Genomic DNA, 22,004 nt, shown 5'->3' on the forward strand with positions numbered 1-22,004 from the left:
GTTATTTAGGCCTGCTGCGCAGTCCAGCGCGAGCACGCCACAAGCGCATTCCAACCATGACTGATTAGGCCCCGGACTGCGTTTTTTCATGAGGATTACCCATGCAACTGGTCTGCCCGGCAGGGAACCTGCCTGCGCTTAAAGCGGCGGTGCGTCAAGGCGCCGATGCCGTCTACGTCGGCTTTCGCGATGACACCAACGCCCGGCATTTCGCGGGGCTGAACATGGACGACAAGCAGTTCGACGCCGCGGTCGCCCATATCCGTCAGCATCAACGCAAACTCTACGTCGCGGTCAACACATACCCGCAACCCAAGGGCTGGGAGCGCTGGCAGCGAGCGGTGGATCGTGCCGCCGATTTCGGCGTCGATGCGCTGATCGCCGCCGACCCCGGAGTGCTCGACTACGCCAGTCAGCGCCATCCGCAACTGGCGTTGCACCTGTCGGTCCAGGGCTCGGCGACCCATGCCGCCGCGCTGGAGTTTTATGCGCAGCGCTATGGCATTCGCCGTGCGGTGCTGCCGCGGGTGTTGTCATTGGCGCAAGTACGCCAGGTCGCTGCCAGCAGCCCGGTGCCCATCGAAGTGTTTGGTTTCGGCAGCTTGTGCATCATGGCCGAAGGGCGTTGCCATCTGTCTTCCTACATCACCGGCGAGTCGCCCAACCTGTGCGGTGTCTGTTCGCCCGCCAAAGCGGTGCGCTGGAGCGAGGACACCGAAGGCTTGAGCGCGCGCCTCAGCGAAGTGCTGATCGATCGCTACACCCCTGACGAGCCGGCCGGTTACCCGACCTTGTGCAAGGGCCGTTTCCTGGTCGGCGGCAAACGCTTTCATGCGCTGGAAGAACCCACCAGCCTCGACACCCTGGACTTGCTGCCGGAGCTGACGGCCATCGGCGTCGAAGCCGTGAAAATCGAAGGCCGCCAACGCAGCCCGGCCTATGTCGAACAAGTCACTCGTGTCTGGCGCGCGGCACTGGACGCCCATCGTGGCGCGCCGGGCAGTTTTCGGGTCAAGGAGGAATGGCGTCAGGTGCTGGCCGGTTTGTCCGAAGGCAGTCAGACCACCTTGGGTGCTTATCATCGATCATGGCAATGAGGGATTGGACATGAAACTCAGCCTGGGACCGGTCCTGTTTTATTGGGACAAGGAACAACTCAGCCACTTTTACGCCGAGATGTCGGCCTTGCCCCTGGATGTGATTTACCTGGGGGAAACCGTGTGTTCGAAACGTCGGGCTTTTTCATTGGATCAATGGCTGGGGCTGGGCCGTGAGTTGCAGGAATGCAGCCAGGCGCAGTTGGTGCTTTCCAGCCTTACGCTGATCGAAGCGGCATCCGAACTCTCCAGCCTGCGTCGGCTATGCGACAACGGCCAATTGCTGGTGGAAGCCAACGACATGGGCGCGGTGCATTTCCTGGCCGAACGCAAGTTGCCGTTCGTGGGCGGCCCGGCCCTCAATCTGTACAACGGACACTCATTGGCGCAACTGCTCGACAGCGGCATGACTCGCTGGGTGCCGCCGGTGGAATGTTCGGCGGCGCTGATTGCCGATGTGATCGGGCAGGTGCGCGAACTGGGCCGTGCAGTGCCGGAAGTTGAAATCTTTGCGTATGGGCATTTGCCGTTGGCCTATTCGGCCCGCTGCTTTACGGCCCGGGCGGAAAACCGGCCCAAGGATGACTGCCAGTTTTGCTGCATCAACTACCCCGACGGCCTGGCGCTGACCAGTCAGGAAGGGCAGGCGCTGTTCACCCTCAATGGTATTCAGACAATGTCGGCCGAGGTGACCAATCTGCTGGCCGATTACTCCGGCCTGGTGGCCTGCGGTGCCGATCTGTTGCGCTTGAGCCCTCGTGCTCAGGGCATGGCTGAGGTGGTCGCGGCCTATCAGCGGGTTCGTCTGGGCGAGACACCGCCGCTGTTCGTCGAAGGGTGCAATGGTTATTGGCATGGCCAGGCCGGCATGCTGCGTGTCGAGGAGGTCGGCCTGTGTTGAATCGAAAAAAGTGGCTGTTGAAAGGTGCCGACCGGTTGTTGCCGCTGGTGCGCCGAGTGCCTTTTGCCGTGCAGCGGCTGGCGTTGCAACAGGCGCTGAACCGCTGCCTCGCCGGGCCGTTGCGTGATGGTGAGTTTGAAGTTTTACGTGGGCGTTGGTTGTGCTTGCGGATTCCGGATCTGGGGTTGTCCTGGTATCTGACGCTCAGTGGTAATGGGTTGCGGATTGCCGAGCAGGCCGTGGCGCATGTGACGATCAGTGGCAACTGGCGGGAGTTTTTACTGTTGGCGAGTCGTCAGGAGGATCCGGATACGCTGTTCTTTCGCCGGCGTTTGGTGATTGAGGGTGATACGGAGTTGGGGCTGGCGTTGAAGAATCTGATCGACAGTCTGGATCCTGATGTGCTGCCTGTTTGGTTGTGGCGCAATCTGGAGCGGGCGGGGAAGGGGTTGGCGGCGGGGTAATCGACGTCGTTCAACTGTGGGAGCTGGCTTGCCTGCGATGGCGGCCTGATAGCCGACCTATATTTTGGTCGGAGTGCATATCCATTTCTGCGGTAACGGCGGCTTAGGGTTCCGCCCTTACGGCGGGTCACTTTGGAAAAGCCTGCGCGGCCCGGCGGAAAGTAACCAAAACGCTTTTGCCCCTGACGTACGGTGCCTCGCCCAGGCTCGGCATGCCCTCGCTCCGGTCCTGCTCCGTGGGCCCGCCGCCATCGGCCATCCATGGCCGGGGGCGGCTAACCCGGCATCCATGCCGGGTTGCCCACTGCGCAGAACCTGCGCTCGGCCTTCCGACGGGGCAGATCAAGATCAAAAGCCAAAGCAAAGCCAAAGCAAAGCAAAGCCAAAGCAAAGCAAAGCCAAAGCAAAGCAAAGCCACGGAAGCCGTTCCCACACTGATCGTTCCCACGCTCCGCGTGGGAATGCCGCCGGGGACGCTCCGCGTTCCGCTCGCGACGCAAGACTTGAGTCCTGCGCATTGGTCACGCGGAGCGTCACGGGATGCATTCCCACGCGGAGCGTGGGAACGATCAATACGCGCAGGCGTTGAAGAAAGCAGGACCGGAGCGAGGCACCGAACGAAAGGGGCAAAAGCGCTTTGGTTACTTTCCGCCGGGCCGCGCAGGCTTTTCGAAAGTGACTCGCTGTAAAAGCGAAACCGATAGAAGCCGTTACCGCAGGAATGGATATGTACTCCGACCAAAACTATAGGTCGGCAGTCAGTCCACCATCGCGGGCAAGCCCGCTCCCACAGGGTCTTTGTTGTTCTTCAGGCCGTCGTTTCCTGGCGGGATACATGCTGGCGAGCATCACTGGCAATCAACTGCTTGATCCCTTCAAACAACTCATCACTCTGCGCCTGCGTGCAGTCCTCGCCATGGCGCTTGCGCAACCCGTAATGGCTAAGAATCAAATGCACATCCGCATGCAGCCCATGTTGCTTGAGGCAGTTTTCAACGCATTGCAATGGACAGCCATCCAGCGCAAAAATCCGCCGTCCCGAGCGCGCTTTGTTGAGCAGCGCCGCCACATGCCCGCCGACACCGACGATGCAGGACATTTCCGCCAGGCCGCTGCGGTCCAGGCGCACGGCCAGGCTGTTGGCCAGTTGGGCGACGTTGGAGCAGCCTGAGCAGGAGTAAACCAAAGGCAGGGTTGAACGGGGCATTTGCACTCTCCGTGGATGGACGCTGCCAGTGTGCAAGACGCCTGGCATTGCGCCTTGATGACAGTCAATTTCGCCTATTGGAAAGCCGCCAGCTCCTCTTCAGCGAGGATGTTGATATGGCGACGTTCCATGGCGATCAGGCCGCACTCCACCAGACGATGCAAAATCCGCGAGAAGGTTTCCGGCTGAATCCCAAGCTTCGATGCCACCAGGCGTTTGGACACCTGCAAGACAATCTGGCCGGTCACCGGGTGGCGTTCCTGGAACAGAAAATTGATCACCCGACGAGTCGCACTGGCCATGGTCAAGGTATCGATGTCGCGCAGACGCAGGTGCAGGTGAACACTCATGCTCGCCAGGATCGCCAGACAGACTTTCGGCTGGTCCTCCAGGGCATTGCGGTAATGGTTGCCGTCGATGCTCACCAGCACGCTGTCCTTCAGCGCCGTGGCGCTCACTGGGTAGAGCCGGGCCTGGCTGAACAGCAAGGCTTCGGCAAAGGTCTGGCCGGGCTGGATGATCTCTACCAGATTTTCCTGGCCTTCGCCGGTGAGCCGGTACAGCTTGACCTGGCCGCTGACCAACAGGAAAAAACGCCTGGCCGGATCCCCTTGATGCATGAGCGTACTGTGACAACTCAGGCGCTTGAGCAGGGCCAGGCTGCAGACTTCCTCGAAGACTTTCTCCGGCAGTTGGCTGAACAGATGATGACGGCGTAACGTTAAAACGATGGAAGGGTGGGTCAGCATGGCGTACCTCCGCTGACCGTCATAGTAGAGAGCGAAGGCCAATTGACCTATGCCTCTGCTGGCCTACCTCTAAAGAGGAATGCCTGTCAGCCCGCACTGCGCAGATGTTCCATGGCCCACACCGCCGCCTCAACCCGCGAGCGCAAGCCGAGTTTGTGCAGCAGGTTTTTCACGTGGACCTTGACCGTCCCTTCGGTGATGCCCAGCTTGTGCCCGATGACCTTGTTACTGAAGCCGCTGGCGATGGTTTTCAGCACCTGACGCTCACGCTCGGTCAGTTCCACCACGGCCTGGCGCGGCGGCGAGCGCAGCGCCTGGGCCATGACTTGAGTCAGCCCCGGACTGATCACCAAGGCGCCGTTCAAGGCATCGCGGATGTACTGGATCAACAATTCCGGTTCCATGTCCTTGAGCAGATAACCGTCGGCATCCAGGCGCAGCGCGTCGCGAATATCGTCTTCTGCATCCGACACCGTAAACAGCAGCACTTTGCCGGTGTAGTTCATCGTCCGTAACCGGCGCAGGGTTTCGATGCCATTCATCTGCGGCATGTTGTTGTCGAGCAGGACCAGATCCGGTCGAAGCGGCTCGATCAGCCCCAGTGCTTCTTCACCCTGGCTGGCTTCGCCGACGATCAGGAAATCATCTTCGAGTTCGAGCATCTGGCGAATGCCGTGACGCATCATCGGGTGGTCGTCTACCAGCAGGATTCTGTGTTGCGGGGACGGGGTCATAGGGTGCTGCCTTCTGTTTGCTGTCCGAGAAACTCCGGATGGAATTCCAGTTGGACACGGGTGCCTTGGGGGTCTCTGGAGAGGATTTGCAGCTGGCCGTGCAAGCTGCGAGCCCGCTCATCCATGATGTTCAGGCCGTGGTGTTCGCGTTGGTCGACGTTGCCGCTGAAGCCGCGACCGTCGTCTTCGACCGACAACCTGACGGTCTCGCCGTCTTGGCGCAGTTGCAGCCAGGCGTTTTGCGCATGGGCGTGGCGCAAGCAGTTGGAGAGCGCCTCGCGGGTGATCTGCAGAATGTGGATCTGTTCGCTGGCCGATAGCTGAAAGGCCAGGGTGTCGACGTGCAAATGCACCTGGAATTCCCCGCGCCGGGAAAACTCCTCGGCGGTGTCCTTGAGTTCCTGCACCAGCCCCGCGTCGTGAATCTGCAAGCGAAAAGTCGTCAGCAATTCGCGTAACTGGCGATAGGCATTGTTCAGTCCCTCGCGCAATTCGACGGTAACGGTTTCCAGGGTCTGGACCGGTTCGCCGCGGCGCATCAGGGTCTGCATGCGGCTGACTTGCAGCTTCATGTAGGACAGGGCCTGGGCCAGTGAGTCGTGTAGCTCGCGGGCAATGATCGTGCGTTCTTCGAGCAGCAGCAGGCGATGATCCTGTTCCCGTTGGCGCTTGAGCGAGAGCGAGGTGCCAATCAGGTTGGCCAAGGCCTGGATCAGCTGGGTTTCCCAGGCTTGCATGGCATGTCCGTCGACAAAGTGTGCCTTGAGCTCACCCAGTTCACTGCCCTGGTTGCTGATGCTGAAAGTTTGCGGATTGGCTTTGTGGTGCTTCTGGCATGTGGCGCAGTCACTGCTGGCGCAGACTTCGCGGATGTTCGCACCATGCAGGGCCAGTAGCTGTTGAGCCGGTGCCTGCTGTTGGCCTTGCAGGCACAGCGACAGGCGCAAGCCAGGCAAGCGTTGCTGGAAGCGTCGAATCAACTGATCGAGACCTTCGGCATTGGCCAGGCGGGTGGCCAGGCTTCGGCTGCTTTGATACAGCAGCTCCAGGGCGGCATTGGCTTGTTGCAGGTTCAGGGTTTTCTGCCGGACCTGACTTTCCAGGGTGCGATGGGATTCTTCGATCGTCTCGGCCATGGTATTGAAACTCATGGCCAACTGGCCCAGTTCGTCCTGGGACTGATGGTTGACCCGCACCTTGAAATCGCCGCGACGAAAGCGCTGGGTGGCGTCTACCAATTCCTTGAGGGGCGTGACGACACCGTACTGCAACTCGTACAACCCGATCAGCAGGACAATCATGGTGGTGAACAAGGCCAAGCCCTGGATCGCCTGTTGCCAGCCTTGCTTTTGTTCGCTCTGGCGCTGCAACAGATTGACGAACTGGTTCAGTTGCTCAACGAAGGAATGAGCCTGGACTTGAAAGACAGCCGCATCGCCGCGCAGCAGTGCCGGGAGTAAATCCTCGTTCCATTGTTGCTGGATTTTCCCATAACTGACTTGCAGGGCGGCGGTGGGGCCATCTTCCAGCACGGCCTTGAGTGACTGGCTGGTGAGACGGGTTTGCAGGCTGTCAGTGATGGCGGCGATTTCTGCGGGCGTTGCACCCGCGGCCAGTTTCCAGCTCAGGTGATAAGTCTCCATGCGCACTGAGCCGGCGGTGTTGATGGCGGCGGCATCGCCCTGGCTGAACCAGGCGATCAGCCCGGCGCTCAGCGAACTGGCGAGCGCCAGCACGGCGATCAGGATCACCGCCAACCCGGCGCGAGCGGGCAGGGAGCTGCGCAACCAGCGCATCATCGGCGCAGGTCCCGGAGCAAATCAGGAAAACAGAGCATGTGCAGCACCAGAGTGGGTTTAGCCGCCGATCCCGGGCGCGCTACCTCTAAAGAGTTGTCGACAGTTCCTTGTCAGCAAAAGCGTCGGTAAAAACTCTTAACAAGCTGATAAATAAAGGGTTTTAAGACTCTCTTGCACTACCTCCTTGGAGGTAGGCCGCACAAGCATAGGCCTATGCCCCCTTGGGCTTCGTTGACATGGGTCAAGTTTTTGCGGGGTTGGCCTCTCTAGTCTGCCGCCATGGCTAACTGACGGGAGAGCATTGTGAACCCACCGCGAGTAAGACAAGGCTTGGTGCTGGGCATGAGCACGCTGGCCTTCACCGTGTGCTTCATGGTCTGGATGATGTTTGCCGTGCTCGGGGTGCCGATCAAGGAACTGCTCCAACTCAACGAAACCCAGTTCGGCCTGCTGGCCGCGACCCCGGTGCTGACCGGTTCGCTGGTGCGTTTGCCGCTGGGTTTGCTGACCGACCGCTTTGGCGGGCGCAGCGTGTTCTTCCTGCTGATGCTGAGCTGCGTCGCACCGCTGTATTTGATCAGTCACGCCACCGCCTACTGGCAGTTCCTGGTGCTGGGTTTGTTCGTCGGCCTGGCCGGCGGCTCGTTCTCGGTCGGGATTGCCTACGTCGCCAAATGGTTCGACAAGGAGAATCAAGGCTTCGCCATGGGCATCTTCGGCGCCGGTAACGCCGGGGCTGCGGTGACCAAGTTTCTCGCCCCGGCACTGATTGCCGCCGGCAGCTGGCAACTGGTGCCGAAAGTCTTTAGCGCGATCCTTTTTATTACCGCGCTGCTGTTCTGGTTTCTCAGTGCCGAAAACAAGGACCACCGCAGTGCATCCGGCGCTACGTTGCGTGAGCAACTGCGCTCATTGAAAGACCCTGCGGTGTGGCGCTACTGCCAGTACTACTCGATCGTCTTCGGTGGCTACGTCGCCCTGGCCCTGTGGATGACCAAGTACTACGTCCAGGAATACGGTTTCAGCCTGCAAAGCGCGGCGCTGCTGGCGGCCTGTTTTTCCTTGCCCGGTGGCGTGCTGCGTGCCGTCGGTGGCTGGCTGTCGGATCGCTGGGGGGCGCAAAGCGTGACCTGGTGGGTGTTGTGGGTCAGCTGGATCTGCCTGTTCCTGCTTTCATATCCCCAGACTCAACTGCAAGTGCAGACCATCAACGGCCCGGTGGATTTCCACATCGGCCTGAACCCCGCGTTGTTCACTGTGTTGCTGTTCGTCATAGGCATCGCCTTCGCGTTCGGCAAGGCCTCGGTCTTCAAATACATCGCCAATGACTATCCGAAAAACATGGGCGCGGTGTCCGGCATCGTCGGCCTCGCCGGTGGCCTGGGCGGTTTCGTGCTGCCGATCCTGTTTGGTGCCCTGGTGGACCTCACCGGCGTGCGCTCTTCCTGCTTCATGTTGATGTACGGCGTGGTCTGGGTCTCCCTCACCTGGATGTACTTCAGCGAAATACGCAAAAGCGCGGTGCTGGGTAAAGCGCCGCAGCTGACCCCGTCCCCGATTTCCAGTATTGCCCTAGGAGAAGAACATGTCCGTTCTGCAAAAGCCTGACAAAGGCCCGGTCATTCATGACTGGCGCCCCGAGGACCCCGCGTTCTGGGGAAGTAGCGGCAAACAGACCGCCACGCGCAACTTGTGGATTTCCATTCCTGCGCTGTTGCTGGCCTTCGCGGTGTGGATGGTCTGGAGCACGGTGATTGTGCGTTTGAACGCCATCGGCTTCAGCTTCACCACCGACCAATTGTTCTGGCTGGCGGCGTTGCCAGGGCTGTCGGGTGCGACCTTGCGCGTCTTCTATTCCTTTATGGTGCCGATCTTCGGTGGCCGGCGCTGGACCGCCCTGAGCACCGCGTCGCTATTGCTGCCATCGATCTGGATGGGCTTTGCCGTGCAGGACCCGAGCACCTCCTACAGCGTGTTCGTGTTGATTGCCTTGCTCTGCGGTTTTGGCGGCGGCAACTTTGCCTCGAGCATGTCCAACATCAGCTTCTTCTATCCCAAGTCGCAGCAGGGCACGGCCCTTGGCCTCAATGCCGGCCTGGGCAATCTGGGTGTCTCGGTGATGCAGTTCTGTGTGCCGCTGGTGATTACCTTCGGCGTGTTCGGCTTCATGGGCGGCTCGCCGCAAGCATTGCCGGACGGTGCCCAGTTGTGGCTGCAGAACGCCGGGTTCATCTGGGTGCCGTTCATTGTCCTGGTGACGGTGCTGGCCTGGTTCGGCATGAATGACCTGTCCAGTGCCCGGGCGTCGTTCAGCGAACAGGCGGTGATCTTCAAGCGCAAGCACAACTGGCTGATGTGCTGGTTGTACCTGGCGACCTTCGGTTCATTCATCGGTTTTTCCGCCGCGTTTCCGCTGCTGATCAAAACCTCGTTCCCTGATGTGATTGCCTTGAAATTCGCCTTCCTCGGCCCGTTGGTCGGTGCGCTGGTGCGGCCATTGGGTGGCTGGCTGGCGGACAAGCTCGGTGGCGCGAAAGTGACCTTGTGGAACTTCGTGGCGATGATCGCGATGGTCTTCGCCGTGATGCACTTTTTGCCGCAGAACGGCACCGGCGGCAACTTCTACGGCTTCCTCGGCATGTTCATGTTGCTGTTTATCACCACGGGCGTCGGCAACGGTTCCACCTTCCGGATGATCCCGGTGATCTTCCGTACCCAGCATGAAAAAGCGTCGGCCGGCAAACCGCCAGCCGTGCGCGAACAAGCGCTCAAGGATGCCGGCAAGGAATCGGCCGCGGTCCTGGGCTTCAGTTCGGCCATGGGCGCCTTCGGTGCGTTCTTCATTCCCAAATCCTTCGGCTCTTCGATGGCCCTGACCGGCGGCCCGGAGATGGCCTTCTACATGTTCGTCGGCTTTTACCTGAGCTGCATCGTGGTGACCTGGTGGTGGTACGCGCGCAAAGGCGCCGCGACACCCTGCTGAGACGACCCGAATTCAACCATTGCGTGGGCGGGGCACAGACTCCGCGACGAAGCCTGAGAGGACTGCACCGTGAGTCATTTACTGGATCAATTGCGGTTTTTAAACCGTAAGCAAAACGAGTTTTCCGATGGTCATGGAGAGACCCGCAAGGAGTCTCGCGACTGGGAAAACGTTTACCGTTCGCGCTGGCAGTACGACAAGATCGTGCGTTCCACCCACGGGGTGAACTGCACCGGTTCCTGCTCGTGGAAAATCTACGTCAAGAACGGCCTGATCACCTGGGAAACCCAGCAGACCGACTACCCGCGTACCCGCAACGATCTGCCGAACCATGAACCCCGTGGCTGCCCCCGTGGTGCCAGTTACAGCTGGTACATCTACAGCGCCAACCGGCTCAAGTACCCGAAAATCCGCAAGCCGTTGCTCAAGCTCTGGCGCGATGCGCGGCAGACCATGGCGCCGGTCGAAGCCTGGGCCAGCATCGTCGAGGACAAGGCCAAGGCCGATTCCTATAAAAGCAAGCGCGGCATGGGTGGCTTCATTCGTTCCAACTGGGAGGAAGTCAACGAGATCATCGCGGCGGCCAACGTCTACACCATCAAGCAATACGGCCCGGACCGGATCGTCGGCTTCTCGCCGATCCCGGCCATGTCGATGGTCAGCTACGCCGCAGGCTCGCGTTATCTGTCGCTGATCGGTGGCGCCTGCCTGAGCTTTTATGACTGGTACTGCGACTTGCCACCGGCCTCGCCAATGGTCTGGGGCGAGCAGACCGATGTGCCGGAATCGGCCGACTGGTACAACGCCAACTACATCATTGCCTGGGGCTCCAACGTCCCGCAGACCCGTACCCCGGACGCGCACTTCTTTACCGAAGTCCGCTACAAGGGCACCAAGACGGTCGCGATCACCCCGGACTACTCGGAAGTCGCCAAGCTCACCGACCTGTGGCTGAACCCCAAACAAGGCACCGACGCGGCGCTGGCCCAGGCGTTCAACCATGTGATCTTCAAAGAATTCCACCTGGACAAACCGAGCGCCTATTTCACCGATTACGCCAAGCGCTTCACTGATTTGCCGGTGTTGGTGCTGCTCAAGCAAATGGTCGACAAGGCACCGGGCGCCGGTTACCAGCCGGACCGCTTCCTGCGCGCCTCGGACCTTACCGACAACCTCGGCCAGGAAAACAACCCGGAATGGAAAACCATCGCCCTGGATGTAAACGGCGAACTGGTGTCCCCTCAAGGCTCCATCGGTTATCGCTGGGGCGAGAAGGGCAAGTGGAACATCCTGCCTCGTGAAGGTGGCGAAGGCCGTGAGATCGATCTGAAGCTGAGCCTGATCGGTGATGACGTGGCCGAAGTGGCGTTCCCGTATTTTGCCGGCGAATCCCATGAGCACTTCCAGCATGTGGCCGGCGATGCGGTGCAATACCGTCGCGTGCCGGTGCATAACGTGGTGCTGGCGGATGGCAGCGTGGCCAAAGTCGCCACCGTGTTCGACCTGTCGGCGGCCAACCTGGCGATCGATCGTGGTCTTGGTGGTGAAAACGTCGCCAAGGATTACAACGATGCTTCGGTGCCCGGCACCCCGGCGTGGCAAGAGCAGATCACTGGCGTGAGCCGCGAGAAAGCCATCCAGATCGCCCGTGAGTTCGCCGACAACGCCGACAAGACCAAGGGCCGCTCGATGATCATTGTTGGCGCGGCGATGAACCACTGGTACCACATGGACATGAACTACCGCGGGCTGATCAACATGCTCATGCTCTGCGGCTGTGTCGGCCAGACCGGTGGCGGTTGGGCGCACTACGTCGGCCAGGAAAAACTGCGTCCGCAATGCGGCTGGCTGCCCCTGGCGTTCGGCCTGGACTGGAACCGTCCGCCTCGCCAAATGAACGGCACCAGCTTCTTCTACGCCCACAGTTCGCAATGGCGCCACGAGAAGATGAGCATGCACGACGTGCTCTCGCCATTGGCCGATAAATCACAATTTCCCGAGCATGCCCTGGACTACAACATCCGCGCCGAACGCGCCGGATGGTTGCCAAGCGCACCGCAACTGAACACTAACCCTTTGCACATTTGCCGCGACGCGGCGGCTGTCGGCATGGAGCCGAAAGACTACGTGGTCAAGTCGCTGCAGGACGGTTCGCTACGTTTCTCCTGCGAACAGCCGGACAGCCCGGTCAACTTCCCGCGCAACATGTTCATCTGGCGTTCCAACCTGCTGGGCTCCTCGGGCAAGGGCCACGAGTACATGCTCAAGTACCTGCTCGGCACCAAGAACGGGGTGATGAACGAAGACATCGGCCAGGTCGGCGACTGCAAACCCGAAGAAGCCGAATGGGTGGACGAGGGCGCCATCGGCAAGCTCGATCTGGTCACCACGCTGGACTTTCGCATGTCGTCGACCTGCGTCTATTCCGACATCGTCTTGCCGACCGCGACCTGGTACGAAAAAGACGACATGAACACCTCGGACATGCACCCGTTCATTCACCCGTTGTCGGCCGCCATCGACCCGGCCTGGGAATCGCGTTCCGACTGGGAAATCTACAAAGGCATCGCCAAGGCGTTTTCCAGCATGGCGGTCGGGCATCTGGGCGTTGAAAAGGATCTGGTGACCATCCCGCTGATGCACGACAGCGTTGGCGAACTGGCTCAGCCGTTTGGTGGCACCGACTGGAAAAGCGCCGGCGTGGCCCCGGAGCCGGGCAAGAATGCGCCGAACCTGCATGTGGTGGAGCGCGATTACCCGAACATCTACAAACAGTTTTCGTCGCTGGGGCCATTGCTGGAAAAACACGGCAACGGTGGCAAGGGCATCAACTGGAACACCGACGCTGAAGTGAAATTCCTCGGTGCGCTCAATCACAAAGAAGGGGCTGTGGGTATCAGCCAGGGTCGGCCGAAAATCGACTCGGCGATCGATGCTGCAGAAGTGATTCTGTCCCTGGCGCCGGAAACCAATGGCCATGTCGCCGTCAAGGCCTGGGCCGCGCTGTCGGAATTTACCGGCATCGATCACAGCCACCTGGCGCTGTCCAAGGAACACGAGGCGATTCGTTTCCGCGACATTCAGGCACAGCCGCGCAAGATCATTTCCAGCCCGACCTGGTCGGGTCTCGAAGACGATCACGTCAGCTACAACGCGGGCTACACCAACGTTCACGAAGCGATCCCATGGCGCACCATCACCGGTCGCCAGCAGTTCTACCAGGATCACCCGTGGATGCAGGCGTTCGGCGAGCAACTGATGAGTTATCGCCCGCCCGTCAACACCCGCACCATCGAAGGGGTGAAAGGCAAGCGCAATAACGGCCACAAGGAAATCGTCCTGAACTGGATCACCCCGCACCAGAAATGGGGCATCCACAGCACCTACAGCGACAACCTGCTGATGCTCACCCTCAGCCGTGGCGGGCCGATTGTCTGGCTCTCGGAGAACGACGCGAAAAGCGCCGGCATCGAGGACAACGACTGGATCGAGTGCTTCAACGCCAACGGCGCACTGACCGCCCGGGCGGTGGTCAGCCAGCGTGTCAAGGACGGCATGGTGATGATGTATCACGCACAGGAACGGATCGTGAACGTACCCGGTTCGGAAACCACCAAGACCCGTGGCGGCCACCACAACTCGGTCACCCGCGTCGTGCTCAAGCCGACCCACATGATCGGCGGCTATGCCCAGCAAGCCTACGGTTTCAACTATTACGGCACGGTCGGTTGCAACCGCGATGAATTCGTCGTGGTGCGCAAAATGGCCAAAGTCGACTGGCTCGATGGTTCGTCCGGCGATGATCTGCCGCGTCCTCTGCCGACCGATATCGAGGAGAACTGAAATGAAGATTCGCTCACAAATCGGCATGGTTCTGAACTTGGACAAGTGCATCGGTTGCCACACCTGTTCAATCACCTGCAAAAACGTCTGGACCAGCCGCGAAGGCATGGAATACGCCTGGTTCAACAACGTTGAATCGAAACCCGGGATCGGTTACCCGAAAGAATGGGAAAACCAGGACAAGTGGAAGGGCGGCTGGATCCGCAACGCCAACGGCACGATCAACCCGCGCATCGGCGGTAAATTCCGCGTGTTGGCCAACATTTTTGCCAACCCGGACCTGCCGAGCCTCGACGATTACTACGAACCCTTCGACTTCGATTACCAGCACCTGCACACCGCGCCGCTGGGCGAGCATCAGCCCACCGCGCGTCCGCGTTCGCTGATTTCCGGCAAGCGCATGGAGAAAATCGAGTGGGGCCCGAACTGGGAAGAAATCCTCGGCACTGAATTCGCCAAACGTCGCAAGGACAAGAACTTCGACAAGATCCAGGCGGACATTTACGGCGAGTACGAAAACACATTCATGATGTATTTGCCGCGCCTGTGCGAGCACTGCCTCAACCCGACGTGCGCCGCATCGTGCCCGAGCGGTGCGATCTACAAGCGTGAAGAAGATGGCATCGTCCTGATCGACCAGGAGAAATGCCGTGGCTGGCGGATGTGCATCAGCGGCTGCCCGTACAAGAAAATCTACTTCAACTGGAAGAGCGGCAAGTCCGAGAAATGCATCTTCTGCTACCCGCGGATCGAAGCCGGGATGCCGACTGTTTGCGCCGAAACCTGCGTCGGGCGCATCCGTTACCTCGGTGTGCTGCTGTATGACGCCGACCGCATCAGCGAAGTGGCGAGCACCGCCAACGAACAGGACCTGTACGAGAAACAACTGGAGATCTTCCTCGATCCGAATGACCCGGCAGTGATCCGTCAGGCCCTGGCCGATGGCGTGCCGCAGTCGGTGATCGATTCAGCCCAGCGTTCGCCGGTCTACAAAATGGCCGTGGACTGGAAACTCGCGCTGCCGCTGCACCCGGAATACCGCACCTTGCCGATGGTTTGGTACGTGCCGCCGCTGTCGCCGATCCAGAACGCCGCCACTGCCGGCACCGTGGGTATGAACGGGGTGATCCCGGATGTCGACAGCCTGCGTATTCCACTCAAGTACCTGGCCAATCTGCTGACGGCAGGCGATGAAAAACCGGTCAAGCGTGCACTTAAACGCTTGCTGGCGATGCGTGCTTACAAACGTTCCGAGCAAGTCGATGGTGTTCAGGATCTGCAAGTACTCAAGGATGTTGACTTGAGCGTGGCCCAGGTCGAGGAAATGTATCGCTACCTGGCGATCGCCAACTATGAAGACCGCTTTGTGGTACCGAGCGCGCACCGTGAAGACGCCATGAGTGACGCCTTTGCCGAGCGCTCCGGTTGCGGCTTCAGTTTCGGCAGCGGCTGCAGCGGTAGCTCCGACACCAACATGTTCGGTGCGAAGAAAGCCAACCGCCGCGACGTTCTGAAAACCGTTCAGTTGTGGGAGGAGTGAGCATGCAGATTCTCAAAGTGATTTCGCTGCTGCTCGATTACCCGACCGAGACGCTGATTGACGGTCGTGACGAACTGGAGCAAGCGATCATCCAGTCACGGGAAATCAGCCCTAAACAGCGCGGCGCGTTGTTCGAATTGCTCGAGCTGATCTGCGCCAATGACCTGATGGACGGGCAGGAGCACTACGGTGCGCTGTTCGGCCGAGGGCGCTCGTTGTCGCTGCTGTTGTTCGAGCACGTGCACGGCGAATCCCGGGACCGTGGTCAGGCCATGGTCGACATGATGGCGCAATACGAAGCCGCCGGTTTTGCCATCGGCGTCAAAGAGCTGCCGGACTATATCCCGCTGTACCTGGAGTTCCTGTCCACCCGCGAAGACATCGAGGCCCGCGAGGGCCTGGCGGATGTTTCGCATTTGCTGGCCTTGCTCGCGGCGCGTCTGGAAGAGCGTGAAAGCGCCTATGCCAGCTGCTTCCGGGCGCTGCTGCAAATCGCCGGGGCAGAACCGCATCAGGCAGTGGCCGACCTGCGAGCGCAGGTGGCGGCGGAACCGCGTGATGACTCCCTCGAAGCCCTCGACAAGATCTGGGAAGAGGAGGCCGTGGACTTTCTCCAGGCCGAACAGCAGGACCGTTGCAGTGGGCTGCCAAGCGCACCGGGCAAGGCTCGGGAAGAAAGCGCGGTGCCGTTGCACTGGGTGGATTTTCAGCATGAAGGGCTGGCCGCCGCGCCAGCCCAGGAGGTCAGTAATGTCTAAATGGAATCTGTTGTTGTTCGGGATCTATCCTTACGTCGCCCTGGCCACTTGCCTGATTGGCAGCTGGGCACGCTTCGACCTGTCGCAATACAGCTGGAAGGCAGGTTCGAGCCAGATGCTCAACCAAGGCGGCATGCGGGTGGCGAGCAACCTCTTTCACGTCGGTGTGTTGTTCGTGCTGGCCGGACACTTCGTTGGCCTGCTGACGCCTGCGTCGGTTTATCACCACGTGATCAGCACTCAGAACAAGCAATTGCTGGCGATGGTGTCCGGCGGGTTCTTTGGCCTGTTGTGCCTGATCGGCCTGCTGATGCTGGTCAACCGGCGGCTCAACGATCCTCGGGTACGTGCCACCTCCAGCCCTTCGGACATCCTGATTCTGCTGGTGCTGCTGGCGCAATTGCTGCTCGGTCTGCTGACAATTGTCGCCTCCACCGGCCACATGGATGGCTCGGTGATGGTGAGTCTCGCGGATTGGGCGCAGAACACCGTGCTATTGCGGCCGATGGAAGCCGCGGCGGCCATTGAGCCGGTCGGGTTGATTTACAAGTTGCACGTGTTCCTGGGATTGACCCTGTTTGTGCTGTTCCCCTTCACCCGTCTCGTACACATGATCAGCGCACCGATCTGGTACCTGGGGCGCCGTTATCAAATCGTTCGTCAGAAGTACTGAGGAGACAATCATGTCAGGTGGATGTGGATGTGGTGGTAACGGCGGTAGCGGTGGCTGCGGGTCTTCGAAAAAAACCGAGGATGTGCTCGACATCGCGCCGCTCGCACAGGCGCAGTTTGAAGCCCTCCCGGTTGAGCCGGCGGCTACCCCCGACGCTCCGGCGCAGTTGATCGCCAGCAGCGAACAGGAGTGGCCGATCATCAGCGTCAATGAGGTATCGATCACCCCGGAGGCAATGGCCCAGGAGCTGCAATATCACCCGGCCGAAAGCCGCGAAGAGGCGGTGTACCTGGCCGCTCGGGCTTTGGTGATCCGCGAGTTGTTGCAGCAGCGCATCGCCGAGCTCGGCGTGTCGCTGGAGATTGGCGCTGGCGAGAATGAAGAAGAAGCAGCGACGCGCTTGTTGCTCGAACGCGAGGTGCAGGTACCGCAGTGCGACGAGGAAACCAGCCTGCGCTACTACGAAAACAATCGCGGGCGCTTTCACAGCGCACCGTTGCTGGCGGTTCGGCACATCCTGCTTGAGTGTGCGCCGGATGATGTCGAGGCGCGTGCCGTTGCCCGTGATCAGGCGCAAGTTCTGCTGCAACGTCTGGAGGACTTTCCCGGCAGTTTCGCCGAGCTGGCCATGACATATTCGGCCTGCCCGTCGAAGGCCCAAGGCGGTTCTCTGGGCCAGATCAGCAAGGGCCAGACCGTGCCTGAACTGGAGCGTCAGCTGTTCACCCTGGCACCAGGCCTGGCCAGCAAACCGCTGGAAAGTCGCTACGGCTGGCATGTGGTCAGTGTCGATCAGCGGATCGAAGGCATGCCCTTGCCCTATGAAGTGGTGTCGACGGCGATCCGCACGCAGTTGCAGCAAGGCGTCTGGCAAAAAGCGCTGGTGCAGTACCTGCAAACCCTGATCGGTGCGGCGGATATTCGCGGCATCCATTTGCAGGGTGCCGACTCACCGCTGGTGCAGTGAGCATCGAGGCAAACCGGGAGATGTGATGAACGTTGTCATGCAGGATGGCTTTGGACGGCAGATCGATTATCTGCGGATGTCGGTGACGGACCGGTGTGATTTTCGCTGTGTGTATTGCATGGCGAAAAACATGACTTTCCTGCCCCGTCAGCAGGTGCTGACGCTGGAAGAGTTGCAGCGTCTGGCAACGCTGTTCGTCGGGTTGGGCGTACGCAAAATCCGCCTGACCGGCGGTGAGCCGCTGATTCGTCCGGGCATTGTCGAACTGTGCCGCAACATCGCCGCGTTGCCCGGTTTGCGCGAACTGGTGATGACCAGCAATGGCTCGCAACTGAGCCGCCTGGCCCGGCCGTTGGCGGAGGCGGGGGTCAAGCGGATGAACATCAGCCTCGATAGCCTGGACGGGCAGAAGTTTCGTGGGATCACACGCATCGGCGATCTCGATCAGGTGCTCAACGGCATTGAAGCGGCGCGGGACGCGGGGTTTGAGCGGATCAAACTCAACTGCGTGGTGATGAAGGGCCGCAACTTCGATGAAGTCCCGGCGTTGGTGCAATACGCTATCGATCAGCGCATCGATATCAGTTTTATCGAAGAAATGCCGTTGGGCGATGTCGGGCGTTCCCGGGGCGAATCGTTTTGTTCCAGTGACGAGGTCCGGGCGCTGATCGCCAGCCAGCATCGGTTGCTCGATAGCACTGAAAACAGCGGTGGACCTGCGCGCTACGTGCGCCTGGAACGCCATCCTGATACCCGGATCGGTTTTATTTCGCCCAACAGCCACAACTTTTGTGGCAGCTGTAATCGGGTGCGGATGACGGTTGAAGGGAAGCTGTTGCTGTGTCTGGGGCAGGACGATGCGCTGGATTTAAGAGGATTGCTGCGGCGTTACCCGCTGGATGACCAGCCAGTGATCAACGCGGTGCAGAAGGCCTTGCGCGGCAAGCCGTTGCGCCATGATTTCAGCCCTGAAGGGGAGGTGCAGATTGTGCGGTTCATGAACATGAGTGGCGGTTGATCCTTGAAGGTAATGCCGGTCAGTTCTGGCAGCTACGCGGACAGTAGCAGCTGGCGAAGCCTGCGTTCGGCTGCGCAGCAGTCGTAAAATCAGGCACTGCGGTGTTTCAGGTTAACCGCGATGATCCAACTTGCGACTGCTACGCAGCCGAACGCAGGCTTCGCCAGCTGCTACAGGGAGTCTGTAGCCTGAGTTTGTTGACCCACTGGAATTAGCCGCCGCTGGCGGTTTTTTTCACCGCCAAATCTTGATATCGATCAATTGCAGATCAGCCCTTTGTCCGTAGTCTTCACTGCATGTTGTGTTTGTTTGTATTTAAACATCTATATGTAGTATCTGGAGGCCGAATGCAGAGCACGCTGATCTCAGTAGGATGTAACCGCTTGCACAAGCGCGATGGCAGTCTGGTCGCCTTCGATGCGGACAAGATCCGTCAGGCGTTGATCGCTGCCGGCAAGGCAACCGGGGAGTACACCGAGGTTGAGGTTGAAGGTTTGCTTCAGGCGGTACTCGCCCGGCTGGACGGACTGCCAAGGCTGCATGTCGAGCAGATCCAGGATCGTGTCGAACGGGTGTTGATGGACGCCGGTTTTTTCTTCGCCATGCGCGCCTACATCGTCTACCGCGAACAACACGGGCGTTTGCGTCGCGACCGCCGGACCATGGTCGAAGTGGCGACCTCGATGAACGAGTACCTGGACCGTGAAGACTGGCGGGTTCAGGCCAACGCCAATCAAGGCTACTCACTGGGCGGGCTGGTGTTGAACGTATCGGGCAAGGTCACTGCCAACTACTGGCTGGACGAGGTGTACAGCGAGGCCATCGGCCAGGCCCACCGCGAGGCGGATTTGCATGTGCATGACCTGGACATGCTCGCCGGCTACTGTGCCGGCTGGTCGCTGCGCACCCTGTTGCACGAAGGGCTCAACGGTGTGCCGGGGCGTGTCGAAGCCGGTCCGCCGAAGCACTTGAGCAGCGCGCTGGGGCAAATGGTCAATTTCCTCGGCACCCTGCAAAACGAATGGGCCGGGGCCCAGGCGTTCAGCTCGTTCGACACCTACCTCGCGCCCTATGTGCGCAAGGACCAGCTGAGTTATCAAGAGGTGCGCCAGGCGATCCAGGAGTTCATCTATAACCTCAACGTTCCTTCGCGCTGGGGCACCCAGACGCCGTTCACCAACCTGACGTTCGACTGGGTGTGCCCGCAGGATTTACGCGAGCAGATACCCGTCATCGGTGGGGAGGAAATGCCGTTTGCCTATGGCGACCTGCAACTCGAAATGGACCTGCTCAACCGCGCCTACATCGAGGTGATGCAGGCTGGCGATGCGAAAGGGCGGGTGTTCACCTTTCCGATCCCGACCTACAACATCACACATGATTTTCCGTGGGACAGTGAAAACGCCGACCGCTTGTTCGAGATGACCGCGCGTTACGGCCTGCCGTACTTCCAGAACTTCCTCAATTCGGATCTGCAGCCCAATCAGGTGCGTTCGATGTGCTGCCGCTTGCAACTCGATGTGCGGGAGTTGCTCAAGCGCGGCGGCGGTTTGTTCGGCTCGGCGGAGCAGACCGGGTCGCTCGGCGTGGTGACCATCAACTGCGCCCGTCTGGGCTATGTGTTCAAGGGCAATACCAGTGGTTTGTTGCAGCGCCTGGACGCATTGATGGCGCTGGCGATGGAGAGCCTGGAGGTCAAGCGCAAAGTCATTCAGCATCACATGGATGCCGGTTTGTACCCTTACACCAAGCGTTACCTGGGCACCTTGCGCAACCATTTTTCCACCATCGGCCTCAACGGCCTGCATGAAATGCTGCGCAATTTCACCGGTGACGAGGAGGGTATGCACACCGAACAGGGCCGCAAGTTTGCCCTGAACATGCTCGACCATGTACGCGCTACGTTGCTGCGTTTCCAGGAGGAAACCGGTCATCTCTATAACCTGGAAGCGACACCGGCGGAAGGCACCACGTACCGCTTCGCCAAGGAAGACCTCAAGCGCTATCCGGACATTCTCCAGGCCGGCAGTGTGCAGGCGCCGTATTACACCAACTCCTCGCAATTGCCTGTGGGCTATACCGAAGACCCCTTCGAGGCCCTGGAACTTCAAGACGAACTGCAATGCAAATACACCGGCGGCACGGTCTTGCACCTGTACATGGCCGAGCGGATTTCTTCGACCCAGGCCTGCAAGCAACTGGTGCGCAAAGCCCTGGGCCGCTTCCGCCTGCCGTACCTGACCGTGACCCCGACCTTCTCGATCTGCCCGGTGCACGGCTACCTCGATGGCGAACATGAGTTCTGCCCCAAATGCGACGAAGTCCTGCTACTGCAAGCGCAGAAAGCCGACGCTGTTCATTGATTTCGATCCACTCAACCGCAAGGAGCTTCACCATGACTGCATCGCAAACACTGCCCCAGGCTCAACGTCAACGCTGCGAAGTCTGGACCCGGGTGATGGGCTATCACCGTCCGGTGTCGGCGTTCAATCCGGGTAAACAATCGGAGCACCGTGAGCGGGTGCACTTCACAGAAAGCGCGACGCTGGCCGGGCGCCAATGAGTCGAATGCTTCGGGTCGGGGGCATGGTGCCCCTGACCACTATCGACTATCCGGGACAGCTCGCCTGCGTGCTGTTTTGCCAGGGTTGCGCCTGGCGTTGTCGTTATTGTCACAACCCGCAGCTGATTCCCCCTCGTGGCAGTGAGGAAGTGGATTGGCGGCGGGTGTTGGCATTTCTGCAACGTCGTCAGGACCTGCTTGATGCCGTGGTGTTCAGCGGCGGTGAGCCGACTCTGCAGGACGGTTTGCTCAGCGCCATGGACGAAGTGCGGGACATGGGATTTCGCATCGGCTTGCACAGCGCCGGGATCAAGCCTGCCGCGTTCGCCAAGGTACTGACCGGCGCGGATTGGGTCGGTTTCGACGTCAAGGCGTTGCCCGAGGATTGCCAGGCCATCACCCGGGTCGAGGGCAGCGGCACCGCCAACTGGCGCAGCCTCGAGCATCTGTTGGCCAGTGGTGTCGATTACGAATGTCGCACCACCGTGCATTGGCATCTGTTCGAGCCGGCGCGTCTGCTGACGCTGGCAAAACGCTTGAATGCGCTTGGCGTCAAACGCTTCGCCGTGCAACTGGTTCGCACCGAGCGGATGTTCGATCCGCTGTTGCCGAGCGTTTCGGCTCAAGCATTGCTGCCAGCGTTGTGGGAGGCGATGCGCGAGTTGTTTCCAGCCTTCGTGTTGCGGGGGTAACGGGGGGCTGGGGAAC

Annotated in this window: 18 protein-coding genes; 14 read left to right on the top strand and 4 right to left on the bottom strand. The window is 60.1% G+C overall.

The window, feature by feature from the left end:
• The first annotated feature begins 101 nt into the window (after positions 1-101).
• The 3 genes from BZL43_RS08130 to BZL43_RS08140 are packed head-to-tail and all read left to right on the top strand — an operon-like array spanning position 102 to position 2,462.
• Positions 102-1,097 carry a peptidase U32 family protein gene (locus tag BZL43_RS08130; protein WP_095631832.1) on the top strand — a complete coding sequence of 332 codons (996 nt, stop codon included), beginning with the start codon at positions 102-104 and terminating at the stop codon, positions 1,095-1,097.
• A gap of 10 nt (positions 1,098-1,107) precedes the next feature.
• Entirely contained in the window at positions 1,108-1,998 is an 891-nt protein-coding gene (locus tag BZL43_RS08135) for a U32 family peptidase (RefSeq protein ID WP_095631833.1), read from the top strand.
• A complete protein-coding gene (locus BZL43_RS08140) occupies positions 1,992-2,462 on the top strand; it encodes an SCP2 domain-containing protein (RefSeq protein WP_095631834.1) in 471 nt (156 codons plus the stop codon). The genes BZL43_RS08135 and BZL43_RS08140 overlap by 7 nt, the downstream gene beginning before the upstream one ends.
• 808 nt (positions 2,463-3,270) lie before the next feature.
• Here BZL43_RS08140 and BZL43_RS08145 read toward each other — a convergent pair.
• From BZL43_RS08145 to BZL43_RS08160, 4 genes are all read right to left on the bottom strand, one after another.
• The gene (locus BZL43_RS08145) at positions 3,271-3,669 is read right to left on the bottom strand and encodes a putative zinc-binding protein (protein ID WP_095631835.1); all 399 of its coding nucleotides are present in this window, start codon (positions 3,667-3,669) and stop codon (positions 3,271-3,273) included.
• A 74-nt stretch (positions 3,670-3,743) separates the two neighbouring features.
• A complete protein-coding gene (locus BZL43_RS08150) occupies positions 3,744-4,418 on the bottom strand; it encodes a Crp/Fnr family transcriptional regulator (protein WP_095631836.1) in 675 nt (224 codons plus the stop codon).
• A gap of 86 nt (positions 4,419-4,504) precedes the next feature.
• Entirely contained in the window at positions 4,505-5,152 is a 648-nt protein-coding gene (narL, locus tag BZL43_RS08155; protein ID WP_095631837.1) for a two-component system response regulator NarL, read from the bottom strand.
• Positions 5,149-6,951, bottom strand: coding sequence for a HAMP domain-containing protein (locus tag BZL43_RS08160; RefSeq protein WP_095631838.1), 1,803 nt, complete (start codon positions 6,949-6,951; stop codon positions 5,149-5,151). Before BZL43_RS08160 ends, narL begins: the two co-directional genes overlap by 4 nt.
• A 303-nt stretch (positions 6,952-7,254) precedes the next feature.
• On the opposite strand from BZL43_RS08160, the gene BZL43_RS08165 reads away from it, so the two are divergent.
• From BZL43_RS08165 to BZL43_RS08215, 11 genes are all read left to right on the top strand, one after another.
• Positions 7,255-8,559, top strand: coding sequence for a nitrate/nitrite transporter (locus BZL43_RS08165; RefSeq protein ID WP_095631839.1), 1,305 nt, complete (start codon positions 7,255-7,257; stop codon positions 8,557-8,559).
• A complete protein-coding gene (locus tag BZL43_RS08170; RefSeq protein WP_095631840.1) occupies positions 8,537-9,934 on the top strand; it encodes a NarK family nitrate/nitrite MFS transporter in 1,398 nt (465 codons plus the stop codon). Before BZL43_RS08165 ends, BZL43_RS08170 begins: the two co-directional genes overlap by 23 nt.
• A gap of 69 nt (positions 9,935-10,003) precedes the next feature.
• Entirely contained in the window at positions 10,004-13,777 is a 3,774-nt protein-coding gene (locus BZL43_RS08175; protein ID WP_095631841.1) for a nitrate reductase subunit alpha, read from the top strand.
• Between the two features lies 1 nt (position 13,778).
• A complete protein-coding gene (gene narH, locus BZL43_RS08180; RefSeq protein ID WP_095631842.1) occupies positions 13,779-15,317 on the top strand; it encodes a nitrate reductase subunit beta in 1,539 nt (512 codons plus the stop codon).
• A 2-nt stretch (positions 15,318-15,319) separates the two neighbouring features.
• Entirely contained in the window at positions 15,320-16,075 is a 756-nt protein-coding gene (gene narJ, locus BZL43_RS08185; RefSeq protein ID WP_095631843.1) for a nitrate reductase molybdenum cofactor assembly chaperone, read from the top strand.
• Positions 16,068-16,748: a respiratory nitrate reductase subunit gamma gene (gene narI, locus BZL43_RS08190; protein WP_095631844.1), complete on the top strand. Its 681-nt coding sequence runs from the start codon at positions 16,068-16,070 to the stop codon at positions 16,746-16,748. Before narJ ends, narI begins: the two co-directional genes overlap by 8 nt.
• A gap of 10 nt (positions 16,749-16,758) precedes the next feature.
• Positions 16,759-17,715, top strand: coding sequence for a peptidylprolyl isomerase (locus BZL43_RS08195; protein WP_095631845.1), 957 nt, complete (start codon positions 16,759-16,761; stop codon positions 17,713-17,715).
• 25 nt (positions 17,716-17,740) lie between these two features.
• Complete coding sequence (gene moaA / locus BZL43_RS08200) at positions 17,741-18,733, top strand: GTP 3',8-cyclase MoaA (RefSeq protein ID WP_095631846.1); 993 nt, start codon at positions 17,741-17,743, stop codon at positions 18,731-18,733.
• A 347-nt stretch (positions 18,734-19,080) separates the two neighbouring features.
• Positions 19,081-21,096: a ribonucleoside triphosphate reductase gene (locus BZL43_RS08205; RefSeq protein WP_095631847.1), complete on the top strand. Its 2,016-nt coding sequence runs from the start codon at positions 19,081-19,083 to the stop codon at positions 21,094-21,096.
• A gap of 32 nt (positions 21,097-21,128) precedes the next feature.
• Positions 21,129-21,296 (top strand): anaerobic ribonucleoside-triphosphate reductase, encoded by a 168-nt coding sequence (gene nrdD / locus BZL43_RS08210; protein WP_095631848.1) that lies wholly within the window; start codon positions 21,129-21,131, stop codon positions 21,294-21,296.
• Positions 21,293-21,988 (top strand): anaerobic ribonucleoside-triphosphate reductase activating protein, encoded by a 696-nt coding sequence (locus BZL43_RS08215; RefSeq protein WP_177409321.1) that lies wholly within the window; start codon positions 21,293-21,295, stop codon positions 21,986-21,988. The genes nrdD and BZL43_RS08215 overlap by 4 nt, the downstream gene beginning before the upstream one ends.
• Positions 21,989-22,004 lie beyond the last annotated feature (16 nt).

It is taken from the genome of Pseudomonas sp. PICF141 (assembly GCF_002286815.1).
In the GTDB taxonomy this organism is placed as follows: domain Bacteria; phylum Pseudomonadota; class Gammaproteobacteria; order Pseudomonadales; family Pseudomonadaceae; genus Aquipseudomonas.

What these genes read in the sequence shown, in the direction of transcription:
- BZL43_RS08205 (WP_095631847.1), top strand. Translation starts at nt 19,081, where the DNA reads ATGCAGAGCACGCTGATCTCAGTAGGATGTAACCGCTTGCACAAGCGC.
- BZL43_RS08170 (WP_095631840.1), top strand. Translation starts at nt 8,537, where the DNA reads ATGTCCGTTCTGCAAAAGCCTGACAAAGGCCCGGTCATTCATGACTGG.
- narJ (WP_095631843.1), top strand. Translation starts at nt 15,320, where the DNA reads ATGCAGATTCTCAAAGTGATTTCGCTGCTGCTCGATTACCCGACCGAG.
- BZL43_RS08160 (WP_095631838.1), bottom strand. Translation starts at nt 6,951, where the DNA reads ATGATGCGCTGGTTGCGCAGCTCCCTGCCCGCTCGCGCCGGGTTGGCG.
- moaA (WP_095631846.1), top strand. Translation starts at nt 17,741, where the DNA reads ATGAACGTTGTCATGCAGGATGGCTTTGGACGGCAGATCGATTATCTG.
- BZL43_RS08135 (WP_095631833.1), top strand. Translation starts at nt 1,108, where the DNA reads ATGAAACTCAGCCTGGGACCGGTCCTGTTTTATTGGGACAAGGAACAA.
- BZL43_RS08150 (WP_095631836.1), bottom strand. Translation starts at nt 4,418, where the DNA reads ATGCTGACCCACCCTTCCATCGTTTTAACGTTACGCCGTCATCATCTG.
- narH (WP_095631842.1), top strand. Translation starts at nt 13,779, where the DNA reads ATGAAGATTCGCTCACAAATCGGCATGGTTCTGAACTTGGACAAGTGC.
- narI (WP_095631844.1), top strand. Translation starts at nt 16,068, where the DNA reads ATGTCTAAATGGAATCTGTTGTTGTTCGGGATCTATCCTTACGTCGCC.
- BZL43_RS08145 (WP_095631835.1), bottom strand. Translation starts at nt 3,669, where the DNA reads ATGCCCCGTTCAACCCTGCCTTTGGTTTACTCCTGCTCAGGCTGCTCC.
- BZL43_RS08195 (WP_095631845.1), top strand. Translation starts at nt 16,759, where the DNA reads ATGTCAGGTGGATGTGGATGTGGTGGTAACGGCGGTAGCGGTGGCTGC.
- BZL43_RS08215 (WP_177409321.1), top strand. Translation starts at nt 21,293, where the DNA reads ATGAGTCGAATGCTTCGGGTCGGGGGCATGGTGCCCCTGACCACTATC.
- narL (WP_095631837.1), bottom strand. Translation starts at nt 5,152, where the DNA reads ATGACCCCGTCCCCGCAACACAGAATCCTGCTGGTAGACGACCACCCG.
- BZL43_RS08130 (WP_095631832.1), top strand. Translation starts at nt 102, where the DNA reads ATGCAACTGGTCTGCCCGGCAGGGAACCTGCCTGCGCTTAAAGCGGCG.
- nrdD (WP_095631848.1), top strand. Translation starts at nt 21,129, where the DNA reads ATGACTGCATCGCAAACACTGCCCCAGGCTCAACGTCAACGCTGCGAA.